A 13,648-nucleotide genomic window follows, 5' to 3' on the forward strand; every position below is an offset into this window, starting at 1 on the left:
GCGAGCTCAAGCCGGTATGGCCCGGAAGACACCAGGATCGAGGCTCGTCGCCTTGCCGACCAGATCCTCGCCGCCCAATTCGGCCAGGATTGCAAACAACCGGGCCGCGCCATCACGTTCGTCTTTGCCGAACCGACGAGGGATTCCGGCTCGATAGGCGGCGCGTAACGCCGCCTGTAGGTGAGGATCGTCCGTGCCCAATTGAGGCGCGAGCACCCGCCACTCGTCGTCCGAAGACTCGAGCAGCGACTTCGCTGCCGCGGTCGCGCTCGTGAATCGAGCGAGGGCGATCGGGTTGGCCCGCGCCCAGCTTTCATGGAAGACGTAGCCGAGCATCGGCAAGTCCACGGATACGCCAAGCCCCTGCAGGATTTGCGCGACACTGAGCAGAGGCGTTGCCCCCTCTGACTCGAGACGGGCGGCGAAATTCCAGAACGTCAGCAGTGCATCCAGTCGCCCCGCCAGAAATTCCTGCTCCAACAAAGGCGGCTCGCCGAACACTGGCTCCACCTCTTCAGCAAGATCGCGCTTCACCTGACGGAGGCCGAGCGCGCGCAACAGGATCCAGCTTTTGTCCAGCGGACCACCTGCGATCCCCAGCCTTTTGCCCTTGAGGTCCGCAAGAGTTCGAATGGACGAGCCTTGCGGCAGTTCCAGCGCGCCGACGGCACGAGAATAGGGATAGAAGACCAGATCAGCGCCTTCGCTGCGCTGGCGCATGACCCACACCCAGTCCGAAACGATGACGTCGACGCTGCCCGCCAGCAATGCGGTCTTACCGGCTTCGGTACCGGCAAGCCGCTGAGCCTCGATTGATACGCCGTGCACGGTGTCCAACGCATGTCGCCGCATGACGTCAACTTCCCAGGCGGCGGTGCCAAATCCCAGCACGCCAAATCGCACGAGCGGCGATGGCTGTGGCGCGGCTTCTGCGGAAGCACCCAATAGCCAGCAACAAATACCCGCAAGAGCGGCCCGCCGCGAGATGTGACCCTGATCATGCCGGGTCAGCCATTCGCCTGGAAGGGTAGCAGTCAGCACGGGCGCACCGGGTGTGAAGGAACTTTCCTAACGCGGTGGCGGCAGGAATGTTCCTCGATGGTGCATGGAACTAACGGGAAAGCACCTAAGGTCCGTTTTCGGCTCGTATGGCAGCCCGGGGGGCTTGTTCAGGCGAACAGAAGAAGGTGTCAGGGGCTACGGTCCGCTCTTGGCATCATCGACCTCCAACGCGTCCATTACAGGTGCCGGATCGCTCTTTTCGGAGCTCGGGCTCTGCACCCCGGACCCGGCGTTCTCGATCGCTTGCACGATAGCATCTTCGATGTTTCCGAGTTCGTCCTCCCTTACTTCACGCCCATAACCAGCCACCTCGGCATCCTGCTCGAATTGCTGAGCGAGCACAGCGACGCTGACTTCCTCTCGACCAGGAAGTGTGCCGACATTCTCCTGTAGCCAGTTTTGAAAAAACTCTCTGGTCGCGCTCATCTCAGACCACCCTTTCGCCAAACTAAGCGCGACGGTGAGCCGAAGTTCCATGATGCGTTCACTTTCCCAGTGGCGCTGTACTCACAGCGTTGGGAGCCACGGGGTTTTTGCAGGCTTGATGAGGCAGTGGCCTTTCTCTTCACGACTCGATTGGAGTTCACTCTTATTGCGCAATGTGTATCCTGATTGCGTCCATTTCGACCCTGTGGAACAAGCTCGTTGAGTTGAAGTTAGGCCCGATGCCAAGCTTTTCGGGCGAACCAAGCTTTTCGGGCGAACAAGTTTTTGACGTTGCCATCGTCGGCGGCGGCCCCGCGGGGCTCGCTGCAGCCATGTATTTAGCCAGGTTTCTGCGTTCGGTGATCTCGCTCGACGCGGGGCATGCGCGTGCCAAGCTCATCCCAAAATCCCGTAACTGTCCCGGCTTCCCCGACGGCATCAGCGGGGAAGAACTGCTCGGCCGCCTACGAGCCCAGGCACAGCTATACGGCGCGAGCCTTGTCCATGGTTGCGTAGGCCACGCCGAAAAACGCGAGGGGTTTTTTGTTCTGACGACCACCTGCGGGATTGTCCAAGCAAGGCGCGTGATTCTGGCAACGGGCATTGTGGACAAGGCACCTCCCATTGAAAGACTGGAGGAGGCGATCGCAACCGGCATTGTCAGACTGTGCCCGGTTTGCGATGCATATGAGGCCCGGGGTAGCCGCATCGGCGTTGTTGGTCCGGAGCATCTCGCCGTCAGGGAGGCTCTGTTCCTGAAGGGATATGGCAGTCAGGTCGCCTTGCTCGCCAATAACCAGGATGATGTTTCCGAAGCTGCCCGCGGCGCCGCCTTGGCAGGCGGAGTTGAAATCTGGGACGCTGTCGATGACCTGATCCCTCGACGAACCGGGTTCGATGTCGTCATGGCCGAGGGCGCCCCGATGCGCAACATCGATGTGGTGTACCCTTCGATGGGCAGCGACGTACGCTCCGAACTAGCGGTTGCTCTGGGGGCTAACTGTGACGCAGAAGGCTATGTCCTGGTCAACCGACACCTTGAGACTTCAACGCCAGGACTCTATGCCATTGGCGACGTGGCCGAGGGGCTCAATCAAATTGCTGTTGCGTTCGGAGACGCCGCCAAGGCTGCAACTCACATTCATAACGACCTCCGCGATTGCGCCGAGCCGGCGACGAACTTCCGGCGAAGTTAACCTGCAGATGCGAACGCACCGTACCGGCTCACCTTTGGCTGCGTTGATGCCCGGAACCTGTTCCACCCGGCGTGAGACTACCGGCTTCGGCTTTGCTAGAGTTGTCCCAGGCGCAGCCGCTGGGTTGATGGACGGGCACGCGCTGGCGAACGGCTGGAGGAAGGAATGAAAATTCTCGTCACCGGCGCGTCAGGTCTGATTGGAGCCGCGCTTTGCGCGCGCCTGGCCGGCGAGAGTCATGAAGTGGTTCGCGTGCTTCACCACCCAGACACTGGCGTCCACCCGCAGATCCAAACCGTTTCCCTGGATATGGCACGGGCCTTGCGACCTCAGGACTGGATCCCCTATCTCGCCGGTGTGGACGCCGTCGTAAACTGTGCCGGCGTCCTGCAGGATAGTGCCCGGGAAAACACCCGGCATGTCCATTCTACCGGCGCCTCGGCTCTCTTCACCGCGTGTGAGCAAGAAGGTGTGAACAAGGTGATTCACTTTTCTGCCATCGGGGTCGATCGCCAGCAGCCGTCCGCCTTTTCCGCCAGCAAGCTTGCTGGCGATGAAGCACTGATGGCACGTAGCCTTGACTGGGTCATCCTGCGCCCCTCCGTAGTGCTGGGAAGGCCGGCCTTCGGCGCAAGTGCACTGTTTCGCGGCCTCGCGGCTTTGCCGCTCTTGCCGTTGATGCCCGGCACGGGCCGTCTCCAAGTCGTCCAACTCGATGACGTCATCTCCACCGTCCTGTTCTTCCTCAAACCCGGCAGCCCATCGCACCTCACGCTGGACCTGGCTGGGCCCGAGGCACTTTCGATGAGCGAGGTCGTGGGTCGCTATCGCCGCTGGTTCGGATGGAGCAGTGCTCGGGAGTTCATCTTGCCGAATTGGGCCGCAGCTATCTTGTACAGGTTCGGGGATGCCGCGGCTCAGCTGGGCTGGCGCCCGCCGATGCGCAGCAATGCAGCAAAAGAGATTGCCCGTGGCGCTGTCGGCGATCCCCAACCCTGGATGACGGCGACCGGCATTCAACCATCAAGTCTTACATCTGCACTGCGTTTAAATCCTGCGACGGTGCAGGAGCGATGGTTCGCCGGTCTTTACTTCGTCAAGCCGGCGCTCTTTGTCATGTTGCCGCTCTTCTGGATCATGACCGGCATCATTTCCCTCACTGCCGGCTGGCGCAGCGGAGTTGACTTGCTGATTGGCACTGCTGCCGGCCCCTTGGCCGAACCGGCGGTAGTCGCCGGCGCGCTGGCTGACATCGCCGTCGGGGCGCTTATCGCCTGGCGCCCAACCAGCCGGCTTGGTCTTTTCGGCGCAATCGCGGTATCGCTTTTCTATGCGATCGCTGGGAGCATTCTGCGGCCGGATCTTTGGCTTGAGCCACTCGGGCCGTTGATCAAAATCCTCCCGATCCTCGTTCTGCATTTTGCAGCGCTGGCCATTCTGGAGGAACGCTGATGACGTACTTCGTGCTTAAATACCTGCACGTGATCGGCGCTGCTGTGCTGCTCGGAACTGGTGCCGGCATTGCTTTTTTCATGCTTTTGGCACACCGGACCGGAAATGCCGCGACGATCGCAGCTGTCGCCCGAATTGTCGTGCTGGCTGATTTCCTGTTCACGGCTACGGCCGTTGTCGCACAACCTCTGACCGGACTGGGCCTCGCTAGGGTTGCGGGGTATTCGCTGTCCGAAGGATGGATCGTTCTCTCGATCCTGCTCTACATCTTAACGGGCCTGTTCTGGCTGCCTGTCGTGTGGATGCAGATCGAGATGCGAAATCTAGCCACACAGGCCGCACTCTCCAACCAACCTCCTCCCGAGCGCTACCATCAGCTGTTCAGACGCTGGTTTGTCTTCGGCTTCCCAGCTTTCGGCGCCGTGCTCGCCATTTTCTGGCTGATGATTGCGCGCCCGGCAATCGAGTGGTCATCGTTGTAGCTGCGATCGGCAAGCACTGCGCCGTGAATTCATCCGTCGCGCCTAGCTGGTTCGTGCCGGCGCGATGCACTGCGGTCGGGAACCACGGTCACTGCCGCGAGTTCTTTCGCATGGCCAATCATCCCGTCACCGGCGTGCTTACTTCAATCGGCACATTAACCTCCCGCCCCGCGGCATTCCTGATCCTGTTGGTCTACGCAATCCTTTGGATGATCTTCGAGCGACAGACCCTGGACTGGCATGGAGCGGCTACCTTGTTTACGTGGGCCATGACGCTATTCATCCAGCGTGCCGAGCACCGCGACACTCAGGCCATTCACGCCAAACTGGATGAGATCCTGCGATCAGACCACAATGCCTCGAACATCACGCGGATCGACGATGAAGAGCCCGAGGAAATCGAAAAACACCGCCACCGCAAGCAGCAGGACGACTGATGAGCGGCGTTTTGGTTTCACGGCAGGACGAGTAGCGGGTTTCCAGCTTTTGACGCCTATCCAGCCCCGCCGCCTCCTGCGCTCAGGCCCAGGCCTTCGATCCTTGCTGCGGCTGTGGTTCAGCGACCGAAGGATCGGAGCCCTCTATTGTTCCACTGTATCCAGAAAAATTTGCCCGAGAACCAGGTCAGGCAATCGGCCGGCTCGAAGTGCGTCATTCGCCTTTCTGGTTGCGCTCGACGAACTTGTTGAAACGGCTGGTTTGTCCGTCACCAGTCTTGGACTGGTAAAGAAAGGCCAGATCGTTCTCGTCGAATATGCGGAAGAACTCGTCCCATTCGACCGGCTCGAATGCTTCCTCGGGTTTGCCGAAGTCGATCCGCAGGATGCCGCCCGCGCCTTTGGTGCGAACCACTGCCGGCCGTCCATCCCGCTCCTCGGCCCATTTGCGGATTTCGTCGTGATTGGTGGTCGTTTGCGACTGGGACATTGAAATCTCCTTTGATCATCGGCGTTGCCAACATCGGGCATCGTCGGGGCTGCCGGCGTCCTAACAGCACAAGGGCGGCAATGTTCCGGCACGGCGCGGCGAGCGCGATGTGGCTGCTTCCGAACGAAGCCGGCCAAAGGAACTTTGTTGAAGCCAAGGGAACAAACCTTTTGCCGAAAAGTTCGGGTCGCCAAGATTACCTGTCTTAGGAGTGGTCGTGAAACGGATATTGGTTACAGGGGGCTGCGGCTTCATTGGCCGGCATGTCGCCCAGGAACTCATCGAGCAGGATTATTCGGTTCGCATTTTGGATGTGCTGCTGGAGCAGGTGCACGCAGGCGAAACAGTCGCCCTTCCCGCCGGGGCCGAGCTGATCAAGGGCGACATTCGGGACCGGGAGGCGGTCGCCAAGGCGCTGGAAGGCGTTGACGCGGTCATTCATCTAGCCGCGGAAGTCGGCGTCGGACAGTCGATGTACGAGATCGCGCGCTATGTCGGCACCAACGATCTCGGCACCGCGACGCTGCTTGAGGCGCTGATCAAACACCCGGTCGAGCGCATTGTCGTCGCCTCATCGATGAGTGTCTATGGCGAGGGCCTCTATGCTACATCGGACGGCCGGCGCATCGACAATGCCCGGCGCAAGGCGAGCGACATCAAAAACGGACAGTGGAATCCGCTGTCGCCGGAAGGCGAACCCCTCTCCTCCCTGCCGACGGACGAGGAAAAGCCGGTCGATCTCGCCTCTATCTATGCACTGACGAAATACGCCCAGGAACGCGCCGTGCTGATCTTCGGCGAAGCCTATGGCATCGATACGGTCGCGCTGCGCCTGTTCAACGTCTTCGGCGCCGGCCAGGCGTTATCGAACCCCTATACCGGCGTGTTGGCCAATTTTGCTTCGCGTCTCGCCAACGGCCAACGTCCAATGATCTTCGAGGATGGCGAACAGAAACGCGATTTCGTCCATGTGGATGACGTCGCCCGCGCCTTTCGTCTTGCGCTGCAGCAACGCCAGGCAAGGGGTCACGTCATCAACATCGGCAGCGGCCGAGCCTATGCTATCAGCGACGTCGCGCGGGTACTTGCCGAGGCCATGGGAACGCCGGACCGCTCGCCAGAGTTGCTCGGCAAGGCGCGCTCCGGGGATATCCGCAACTGCTTCGCCGATATTTCCAAGGCCCGTGAGCTGCTCGGTTTCGAGCCGAGGCAACAACTGGAGAATTCGCTCGCCGATTTCGTTTCCTGGGTGCGCAACTCGTCCGCCATCGACCGCGGCGCCGACATGAAACGCGAGCTTGAAGAACGTGGGCTGGTGTCATGAATACGCGCAATCGACGCGACGCGCCCGTCGCCATTGTCGGCGGCAGCGGCTTCATAGGATCGAACCTGGCCGACAGCCTGTTGTCGGATGGCGAGCCGGTGCTGGTGATCGACAATCTCAGCCGCCCCGGCGTCGAACAGAACCTTGAATGGCTGGCGCAGAAACACGGAAGCCGCCTCATGGTCGAAACGATTGACGTGCGCGACACCAACGCGCTTGCGCCCGTTCTGAAGAGTTCCAAGGCGATCTTCCACCTGGCCGCGCAAACCGCCGTCACAACGAGCCTGGTCCAACCGGACGAGGATTTCGACATCAACCTTCGAGGAACGTTCAATGTCCTCGAGGCGGCGCGCCTGAGCAGTGAGTTTGTTCCGGTGGTCTTCGCCAGCACCAACAAGGTCTATGGCAGCCTGCCAGACGTCGCGGTTCGCGAGGACGGCGATCGTTACCTGCCTTGCGACGGCATCATCCAAGCGAATGGCATCGACGAGACCCACGGCCTGGATTTCTGCACGCCCTATGGCTGCTCCAAAGGCGCGGCGGACCAATATGTGCTCGACTATGCCAAATCCTACGGCATGCCGACGGCGGTGCTGCGGATGAGCTGCATTTACGGGCCGCGCCAGTTCGGAACCGAGGATCAAGGCTGGGTCGCGCACTTCCTGCTGAGTGCGCTGACGGGACGTCCAATCACCATTTACGGCGACGGCAGACAAGTGCGCGACATACTGCATGTCTCCGATGCGGTCGCCGCCTACAGGGCCACGCTCGATCGTATCGAGACGACCAAAGGACAGGCATTCAATCTTGGCGGCGGCCCCGATAATGCGATCAGCCTGCGCATGCTGTTGAGCGAGATCCGTAGCTTGACCGGCCGTGAGCTTTCGATCCGCCATGATGGCGAACGCACCGGCGATCAGCCCTTCTTCGTCGCCGACACCCGCAAGATCAAAGCGATGCTTGGCTGGAAAGCTCGTGTTTCATGGCGCGAAGGCATTCGCGATCTCGCAGACTGGCTGCAACAACACCGGCTCCAGCCTCGCCCCGAAGTCGTGAGGTACGTCGCATGAAAATCGCCCTGGTAAACCCGTTCTGGACCTATGACGACAGCATCTATTTCGGCTGCCGCCAACCACATCTCCCGCTGGAACTCGGCTATTCGAAATCCCTCCTCGAAACAGCCGGCCATGAGGTGTTGATGCTGGATGGGCAATTGCAGAAGCTCGACAACTCGGACCTCTCCGAGCGTGTGGCTGATTTCGCGCCTGCAATGACGGTCGTCAGTACCGCCCCGACTTATCTGTTCTGGCGCTGCGCACCACCCGAGTTGCGCGTGCCGGCCGATTTCCTCAACCGTCTCGCCGGGCGCGGTGGACGCACAGCCGCGGTCGGGCCGCATGGCTCGGCTACGCCCGCGCCAACCTTGCGCAAGCTTGGCGTCGACATTGTTGTGCGCGGCGAATGCGAGGAAATCGTCGCGGAACTTGCCCGGCGCGACGACTGGAGCGCGGTCCCCTCGACCGCTTACCTGCGCGACGCCAAGGTGGTTTTGAACGGCGGCGTCCACGCCAGCTCGTTTGTCGATCATCCGCCACTCCAATGGCCATCAGACTGGATCGCAGCCCATTCGCATCACCATCACAGGTTCGATGACAAGCAGGTTGGGTTCGGCGCGGAGGTCGAAGCATCGCGCGGCTGCCCCTACAATTGCAGCTTCTGCGCCAAGATCGATTTCCGCGATGCCTATCGCCGCCGAAACCACGAGGCGGTCATAGCGGAAATCGATCGGCTGATTGCCCAGGGCGTCGGCTACATTTATTTCATCGATGAAATCTTCCTGCCGCAAAAAGCGCTGTTGGAAGCGTTGATCCATCGCGACGTGAAGTTCGGTGTGCAGACCCGCATCGACCTTTGGAAGCCCGAGCTGCTGGAATTGCTTGGTGCGGCCGGCTGCGTCTCCATCGAGGCCGGTCTCGAAAGCCTGACCGTGGAAGGTCGTGCGATGCTCGCGAAGCGCTGCCGGCTGGGTACCGAGGAACTCGCCGCGCTGCTCGTCAATGCCAGGCGTCACGTTCCATTCGTACAGGCCAATCTGATCGGCGTCGTCGAGGATGACCCTGCCCTCGTCGATTACTGGCGAACGCACCTCATCGACAACGGCGTGTGGGCCAATGAACCCGTACCGCTTTATCCATATCCGAGTTCGCCAAGCTATCGCGAGCTTTGGGGCGAACCCGACGACCTCGCCTGGGAGCGCGCCCATGATCACTATCTCGCATCATTCCAGAAGTTCAGCGACATCCAGGAAAGGCGCCCGCGTCCGCTGGCGGAACTGGAGGCGACATGTTGCGGACACTGACGCCGCGCTCGCGGCGCATCCTGATGACGGTCGACGCCGTGGGCGGCGTGTGGCGCTATGCGCTCGACCTGGCCAGGGAACTTGTCAATGGCGGCGATAGCGTAGTGCTTGCCGGTCTCGGTCCGCCACCGTCCAGGCAGCAGGCCGACGAGGCGGAGGCTTTCGCGAAGCTGATCTGGCTCAACACGCCGCCGGATTGGATGACCCGGAACGGCGGTGATCTCGACGCGCTGCCTCGGGAGTTGCATGCGCCCATGCGCGACCACGCCATCGACCTTGTCCATTTCAACGCGCCTTCGCAGGCGGCGGGATTCGACGCGCCATGCCCGGTCGTGGTGGTCTCCCATTCCTGCGTGACGACTTGGTTCCATGCGGTCAGAGGACAGGCGGCGGATGGGGCATGGGCCTGGCAGAAGGAGCGCAACAGACGCGGCATGGATCGGGCCGACGCGGTCATCGCGCCGAGCCGCAGCCATGCCGACATGCTAGAGACCTGCTACGGCCCGATCGCGCGCTTGAGTGTGGTCACAAATGGTGCCCGTCCTCTGCCGAAGGCCGAAAAGCACCAACCGCTCGTGTTCGCTGCTGCCCGCTGGTGGGACGAGGGCAAAAATGCCGCGGTGGTCGACCAGGCGGCGTCCCTGACGCGATGGCCTCTGTTTGCCGCCGGGTCGACGAACGGCCCAAACGGCGAGCATGTCAGCTTCAGCCATGCTGTTCCTCTGGGAGCAGTGCCGTCCGACGAGGTGCGTTCGTTGATGGCTCGCGCCGGCGTTTTCGTATCGCCATCGCTCTACGAGCCATTCGGCCTGGCCGCGCTGGAAGCCGCCATGTCGGCTACGCCCCTGGTGCTTTCCGATATCGCCACCTATCGCGAACTATGGGACGGGGCCGCGATATTCTTTGACGCGCGCGATCCGCACGATCTCGCTGCCTGCCTCAACCGTCTCTCCAGCGATGCCGAGCTCCGGCGAGAGCTTGGCCAGGCAGCCATCCGACGCAGCCGCAGGTTTAGGCTGACAAAGCAGACAGCGGCCATGCGCGGCGTCTACGACAAAGCGGCCTTAGCGATGGCGGAGCGCTGATCATGCGCTTTGTGTTCTACACCCACTCGGTCGTTTCCGACTGGAACCATGGCAATGCCCATTTCCTGCGCGGCGTCATGCGAGAGCTGGTCCAGCGCCGGCATCAGGCGATTGCGCTGGAGCCGGCGAATGGCTGGAGCCGGTCGAATCTGGTGGCTGAGAAGGGGTCGTTCGCCATCGAACGCTTCCGCAAGGATTTTCCCGAACTGATGCCGGTGACCTACGATGCCGGATTTGATCACGAAGCCTGGATTGCCGAGGCCGACGTTGTGATCGTTCATGAGTGGACGGATCCGGAGCTTGTCGCACGTATTGGCCGTGCCCGGGCCGCCGGCGGCAACTTCATCCTTCTTTTTCACGACACCCACCACCGGGCCGTGTCTGCGACCGAGGCACTCTCGGCGCTCCGGCTGGAGCACTATGACGGCGTTCTCGCCTTTGGCGAAACCTTGCGCGAGAGCTATCTGCGCGCCGGCTGGGGCAAGCGCGTCTTCACTTGGCATGAAGCGGCGGACGATCGCCTGTTCAAGCCGCACCCGGAGATCCACCCCACCTCCGATCTGGTCTGGATCGGCAACTGGGGCGATGATGAGCGGACCGCCGAACTCAAGGAGTTTCTGATCGAGCCGGTGCACGATCTCGGCCTTGATGCCGCTGTTCACGGCGTACGCTACCCCAAGACCGCACTTGCGGATCTGGCCACCGCAGGACTGCGCTATGAGGGGTGGATCGCCAATGCCGACGTGCCGAAGGCCTTCGCCGCGCATCGTGTCACCGTTCACGTTCCACGGCGCCCCTATCGCGAGAGGTTGCCCGGAATCCCGACGATCCGCATGTTCGAGGCACTCGCCTGCGGCATTCCGCTGATTTCAGCGCCATGGTCCGATGTCGAGCAGCTTTTCAGGCCCGGTGTCGACTTCCTGTTTGCCGAGAATGGCTCGCAAATGCGGCAACAGCTTCGGACGGTGTTGTCCGACGAGGACTTTGCGGCCTCCCTGGTGACCTCGGGTCTCGAGACCATCCGCTCGCGGCACACCTGCCGCCACCGCGTCGACGAGTTGCTCGGCGTGCTCACGCAATGCGCGAACCGACACACCGCCGTCCCGACAGCCGCAAAGGAAGCCGTCGCATGAAGATCGCATTCTATGGATCGAGCCTTTTGTCGTCCTACTGGAACGGTGCCGCGACGTACTATCGCGGTTTGCTCAAGGCACTTTCGCAATTGGGTTACGAGATCACGTTCTACGAACCCGATGTCTACGACCGGCAGAAGAACCGCGACATCGAAGCTCCCGACTGGTGCACTGTCGTCGTTTATGAGGCGACCCAGCATGCGCTGATGCAGGTCGCGGCACGTGCCGCCGGCGCCGACATCGTCGTCAAGGCGAGTGGCGTCGGTTTCGAAGACGAGGCGCTGCTTCGCGCCGTTCTCGACCACGCCCGCAGCGACGCGCTTGTCGTATTCTGGGACGTGGATGCGCCAGCCACGCTTGCCCAGTTGCGCGACGAGCCGGACCACCCGCTCCATCGTGCACTGCAGGAGATCGACCTCGTGCTGACCTATGGTGGCGGCGATCCCGTTGTCTGGGCCTATCGTGCCATGGGCGCCAAGGAGTGCGTGCCCATCTACAATGCGCTCGATCCCGAAACGCACCATCCGGTCGCCAGCAAAGCGCGTTTTGCCTGCGACCTGGCGTTCCTCGGAAACCGGCTGCCGGACCGTGAAGCGCGTGTCGAATCGTTTTTCCTCGATCCCGCCAGCCAGCTGCCGAAACAGCGTTTCCTGCTCGGAGGCTCGGGTTGGGGCGACAAGCCGCTCCCCACCAATGTAGGCTGGCTCGGCCATGTCTGCACCCGCGATCACAACGCCTTCAATGTCACCCCAAAAGCCGTGTTGAACATCAGCCGCGATAGCATGGCCGCCAACGGTTTTTCACCGGCCACGCGAGTGTTCGAGGCGGCTGGCGCGGGCGCCTGTCTCATCACGGATGCATGGCTGGGCGTGGAACTGTTCCTGAAACCAGGCGAGGAGATCCTGGTCGCGCGTGACGGCGGCGATGTCGCCGAAATAATGCGCTCGCTGACCCCCGGGCGGGCCAAGGCAATCGGCCAAGCCGCACTTCACCGCGTGCTGGCGGACCATACCTACGCGCTTCGGGCGGATGTGGCGGATGCCGTCTTCAAACGTCATTTCGAGCACGGGGCCGTGGAGGCAGCGGAATGACCAAGAAACTGGACATCGTCTTTCTCGGCCTGTCGCTGTCCTCATCCTGGGGAAACGGCCACGCCACGACTTTCCGGGGTCTTTTGAAAGGCTTGCACGGACTCGGTCACCGGGTGACTTTTCTGGAGCGCAACGTGCCGTGGTACGCCAATCACCGCGATCTGCGCGATCCGGAGTTCTGCGCCTTGCGCTACTACGAAACCACTGCGGAGCTGCAACGCGACTACGCACAGTGCCTGGAGCAGGCCGACATCATCGTCATTGGATCCTTTGTTCCAGAAGGACGCCAGGTCATCGACATCGTCGCCTCGCTTTGCAAGGGGCAGCTCTGCTTTTACGACATCGACACCCCGGTGACCCTGGCCAAGCTTTCAGCCGACGATTGCGATTATCTGAGTTCGCGGCAAATTCCGTACTTCGATGTCTATTTCTCCTTCACTGGCGGACCAACGCTCAACCATCTGGCGCAAGACTTCGGCGCACGCCATGCCGAACCTCTCTATTGTTCGGTCGATCCAGAACGGCATCACCCGACAGGAGATCCGATCCGCTGGGATCTCGGCTATCTCGGCACCTACAGCATGGACCGGCAGACAACGCTGAACGCTCTGCTGCTCGAGCCCGCACGGCATATGCCGAACCTCCGTTTCGTCGTGGCCGGCTCCCAATATCCATCCGACATCATCTGGCCGGACAATGTCGAACGCATCGAACATTTGCCGCCAGCCGATCACGCCGCGTTCTATAGCCGTCAGCGCTACACGCTGAATGTCACACGCAGTTCCATGATCACCGCAGGATGGTCGCCCAGCGTGCGCCTGTTCGAAGCGGCGGCTTGCGGCACGCCCATCGTCAGCGACCACTGGCCAGGGCTCGACAGCTTCTTTCCTGCATCGGCGATCCACACCGCCGCGGAGACGGACGAAGTCATCGATATCCTCGTTGGCGACTCCGAGCGCGCACGCCTGGCCATGGCCGGCCGGGCTCGCAAACTCGTCCTCGCTTCCCACACCGGTGGGGCCAGGGCTCGCGAATTCGTGGCGGCGCTGACCCAACCAAGGGCGACGGCCCTCGATCTCGACATTGGAAGTGCAGCATGAACGGCAGACAG

At 61.7% G+C, this 13,648-nt stretch carries 14 protein-coding genes; 11 read left to right on the top strand and 3 right to left on the bottom strand.

Features of this window, described 5'->3' with window-relative positions:
• Nucleotides 1-6 precede the first annotated feature (6 nt).
• Both NKH38_RS07480 and NKH38_RS07485 read right to left on the bottom strand, forming a co-directional pair.
• Entirely contained in the window at nucleotides 7-1,041 is a 1,035-nt protein-coding gene (locus NKH38_RS07480) for an ABC transporter substrate-binding protein (RefSeq protein ID WP_352761751.1), read from the bottom strand.
• Between the two features lie 156 nt (nucleotides 1,042-1,197).
• On the bottom strand, nucleotides 1,198-1,539 hold the full coding sequence (locus NKH38_RS07485) for a DUF768 domain-containing protein (RefSeq protein ID WP_023696361.1): 342 nt from the start codon (nucleotides 1,537-1,539) through the stop codon (nucleotides 1,198-1,200).
• A gap of 188 nt (nucleotides 1,540-1,727) precedes the next feature.
• Between NKH38_RS07485 and NKH38_RS07490 the strand changes: the two genes are divergently transcribed.
• The 4 genes from NKH38_RS07490 (at nucleotide 1,728) to NKH38_RS07505 (ending at nucleotide 5,055) form a co-directional block, all read left to right on the top strand.
• Nucleotides 1,728-2,684 (top strand): NAD(P)/FAD-dependent oxidoreductase, encoded by a 957-nt coding sequence (locus NKH38_RS07490; RefSeq protein WP_031214590.1) that lies wholly within the window; start codon nucleotides 1,728-1,730, stop codon nucleotides 2,682-2,684.
• 165 nt (nucleotides 2,685-2,849) lie between these two features.
• A complete protein-coding gene (locus NKH38_RS07495; RefSeq protein ID WP_352761748.1) occupies nucleotides 2,850-4,136 on the top strand; it encodes an SDR family oxidoreductase in 1,287 nt (428 codons plus the stop codon).
• On the top strand, nucleotides 4,136-4,618 hold the full coding sequence (locus tag NKH38_RS07500) for a DUF2269 family protein (RefSeq protein WP_023691442.1): 483 nt from the start codon (nucleotides 4,136-4,138) through the stop codon (nucleotides 4,616-4,618). The genes NKH38_RS07495 and NKH38_RS07500 overlap by 1 nt, the downstream gene beginning before the upstream one ends.
• Nucleotides 4,619-4,728: 110 nt before the next feature.
• Nucleotides 4,729-5,055 carry a low affinity iron permease family protein gene (locus NKH38_RS07505; protein ID WP_023687797.1) on the top strand — a complete coding sequence of 109 codons (327 nt, stop codon included), beginning with the start codon at nucleotides 4,729-4,731 and terminating at the stop codon, nucleotides 5,053-5,055.
• Between the two features lie 214 nt (nucleotides 5,056-5,269).
• Here the strand turns inward: NKH38_RS07505 and NKH38_RS07510 are convergent, their stop codons facing one another.
• Nucleotides 5,270-5,545, bottom strand: coding sequence for a hypothetical protein (locus NKH38_RS07510; RefSeq protein WP_023667991.1), 276 nt, complete (start codon nucleotides 5,543-5,545; stop codon nucleotides 5,270-5,272).
• Nucleotides 5,546-5,762: 217 nt separating this feature from the next.
• Between NKH38_RS07510 and NKH38_RS07515 the strand changes: the two genes are divergently transcribed.
• Genes NKH38_RS07515 through NKH38_RS07545 form a run of 7 tightly spaced genes read left to right on the top strand, consistent with a single transcriptional unit; the run spans nucleotide 5,763 to nucleotide 13,637 of the window.
• On the top strand, nucleotides 5,763-6,869 hold the full coding sequence (locus NKH38_RS07515) for an NAD-dependent epimerase/dehydratase family protein (protein ID WP_352761745.1): 1,107 nt from the start codon (nucleotides 5,763-5,765) through the stop codon (nucleotides 6,867-6,869).
• Nucleotides 6,866-7,939: a GDP-mannose 4,6-dehydratase gene (locus NKH38_RS07520; RefSeq protein ID WP_352761743.1), complete on the top strand. Its 1,074-nt coding sequence runs from the start codon at nucleotides 6,866-6,868 to the stop codon at nucleotides 7,937-7,939. Before NKH38_RS07515 ends, NKH38_RS07520 begins: the two co-directional genes overlap by 4 nt.
• The gene (locus NKH38_RS07525) at nucleotides 7,936-9,228 is read left to right on the top strand and encodes a TIGR04295 family B12-binding domain-containing radical SAM protein (protein ID WP_352761741.1); all 1,293 of its coding nucleotides are present in this window, start codon (nucleotides 7,936-7,938) and stop codon (nucleotides 9,226-9,228) included. Before NKH38_RS07520 ends, NKH38_RS07525 begins: the two co-directional genes overlap by 4 nt.
• On the top strand, nucleotides 9,213-10,313 hold the full coding sequence (locus tag NKH38_RS07530) for a glycosyltransferase family 4 protein (protein ID WP_352761739.1): 1,101 nt from the start codon (nucleotides 9,213-9,215) through the stop codon (nucleotides 10,311-10,313). The genes NKH38_RS07525 and NKH38_RS07530 overlap by 16 nt, the downstream gene beginning before the upstream one ends.
• 2 nt (nucleotides 10,314-10,315) lie before the next feature.
• On the top strand, nucleotides 10,316-11,446 hold the full coding sequence (locus tag NKH38_RS07535; protein WP_352761737.1) for a CgeB family protein: 1,131 nt from the start codon (nucleotides 10,316-10,318) through the stop codon (nucleotides 11,444-11,446).
• A complete protein-coding gene (locus tag NKH38_RS07540; protein WP_352761735.1) occupies nucleotides 11,443-12,537 on the top strand; it encodes a CgeB family protein in 1,095 nt (364 codons plus the stop codon). The genes NKH38_RS07535 and NKH38_RS07540 overlap by 4 nt, the downstream gene beginning before the upstream one ends.
• A complete protein-coding gene (locus tag NKH38_RS07545) occupies nucleotides 12,534-13,637 on the top strand; it encodes a CgeB family protein (protein ID WP_352761733.1) in 1,104 nt (367 codons plus the stop codon). The genes NKH38_RS07540 and NKH38_RS07545 overlap by 4 nt, the downstream gene beginning before the upstream one ends.
• Nucleotides 13,638-13,648: the final 11 nt, after the last annotated feature.

Origin of the sequence: Mesorhizobium sp. M1078 (genome assembly GCF_040318615.1) — a bacterium.
Taxonomy (GTDB): domain Bacteria; phylum Pseudomonadota; class Alphaproteobacteria; order Rhizobiales; family Rhizobiaceae; genus Mesorhizobium.

Coding starts and splice junctions, on each gene's coding strand:
- NKH38_RS07540 (WP_352761735.1), top strand. CDS start 11,443: ATGAAGATCGCATTCTATGGATCGAGCCTTTTGTCGTCCTACTGGAAC.
- NKH38_RS07500 (WP_023691442.1), top strand. CDS start 4,136: ATGACGTACTTCGTGCTTAAATACCTGCACGTGATCGGCGCTGCTGTG.
- NKH38_RS07520 (WP_352761743.1), top strand. CDS start 6,866: ATGAATACGCGCAATCGACGCGACGCGCCCGTCGCCATTGTCGGCGGC.
- NKH38_RS07490 (WP_031214590.1), top strand. CDS start 1,728: ATGCCAAGCTTTTCGGGCGAACCAAGCTTTTCGGGCGAACAAGTTTTT.
- NKH38_RS07485 (WP_023696361.1), bottom strand. CDS start 1,539: ATGGAACTTCGGCTCACCGTCGCGCTTAGTTTGGCGAAAGGGTGGTCT.
- NKH38_RS07530 (WP_352761739.1), top strand. CDS start 9,213: ATGTTGCGGACACTGACGCCGCGCTCGCGGCGCATCCTGATGACGGTC.
- NKH38_RS07525 (WP_352761741.1), top strand. CDS start 7,936: ATGAAAATCGCCCTGGTAAACCCGTTCTGGACCTATGACGACAGCATC.
- NKH38_RS07535 (WP_352761737.1), top strand. CDS start 10,316: ATGCGCTTTGTGTTCTACACCCACTCGGTCGTTTCCGACTGGAACCAT.
- NKH38_RS07505 (WP_023687797.1), top strand. CDS start 4,729: ATGGCCAATCATCCCGTCACCGGCGTGCTTACTTCAATCGGCACATTA.
- NKH38_RS07545 (WP_352761733.1), top strand. CDS start 12,534: ATGACCAAGAAACTGGACATCGTCTTTCTCGGCCTGTCGCTGTCCTCA.
- NKH38_RS07510 (WP_023667991.1), bottom strand. CDS start 5,545: ATGTCCCAGTCGCAAACGACCACCAATCACGACGAAATCCGCAAATGG.
- NKH38_RS07495 (WP_352761748.1), top strand. CDS start 2,850: ATGAAAATTCTCGTCACCGGCGCGTCAGGTCTGATTGGAGCCGCGCTT.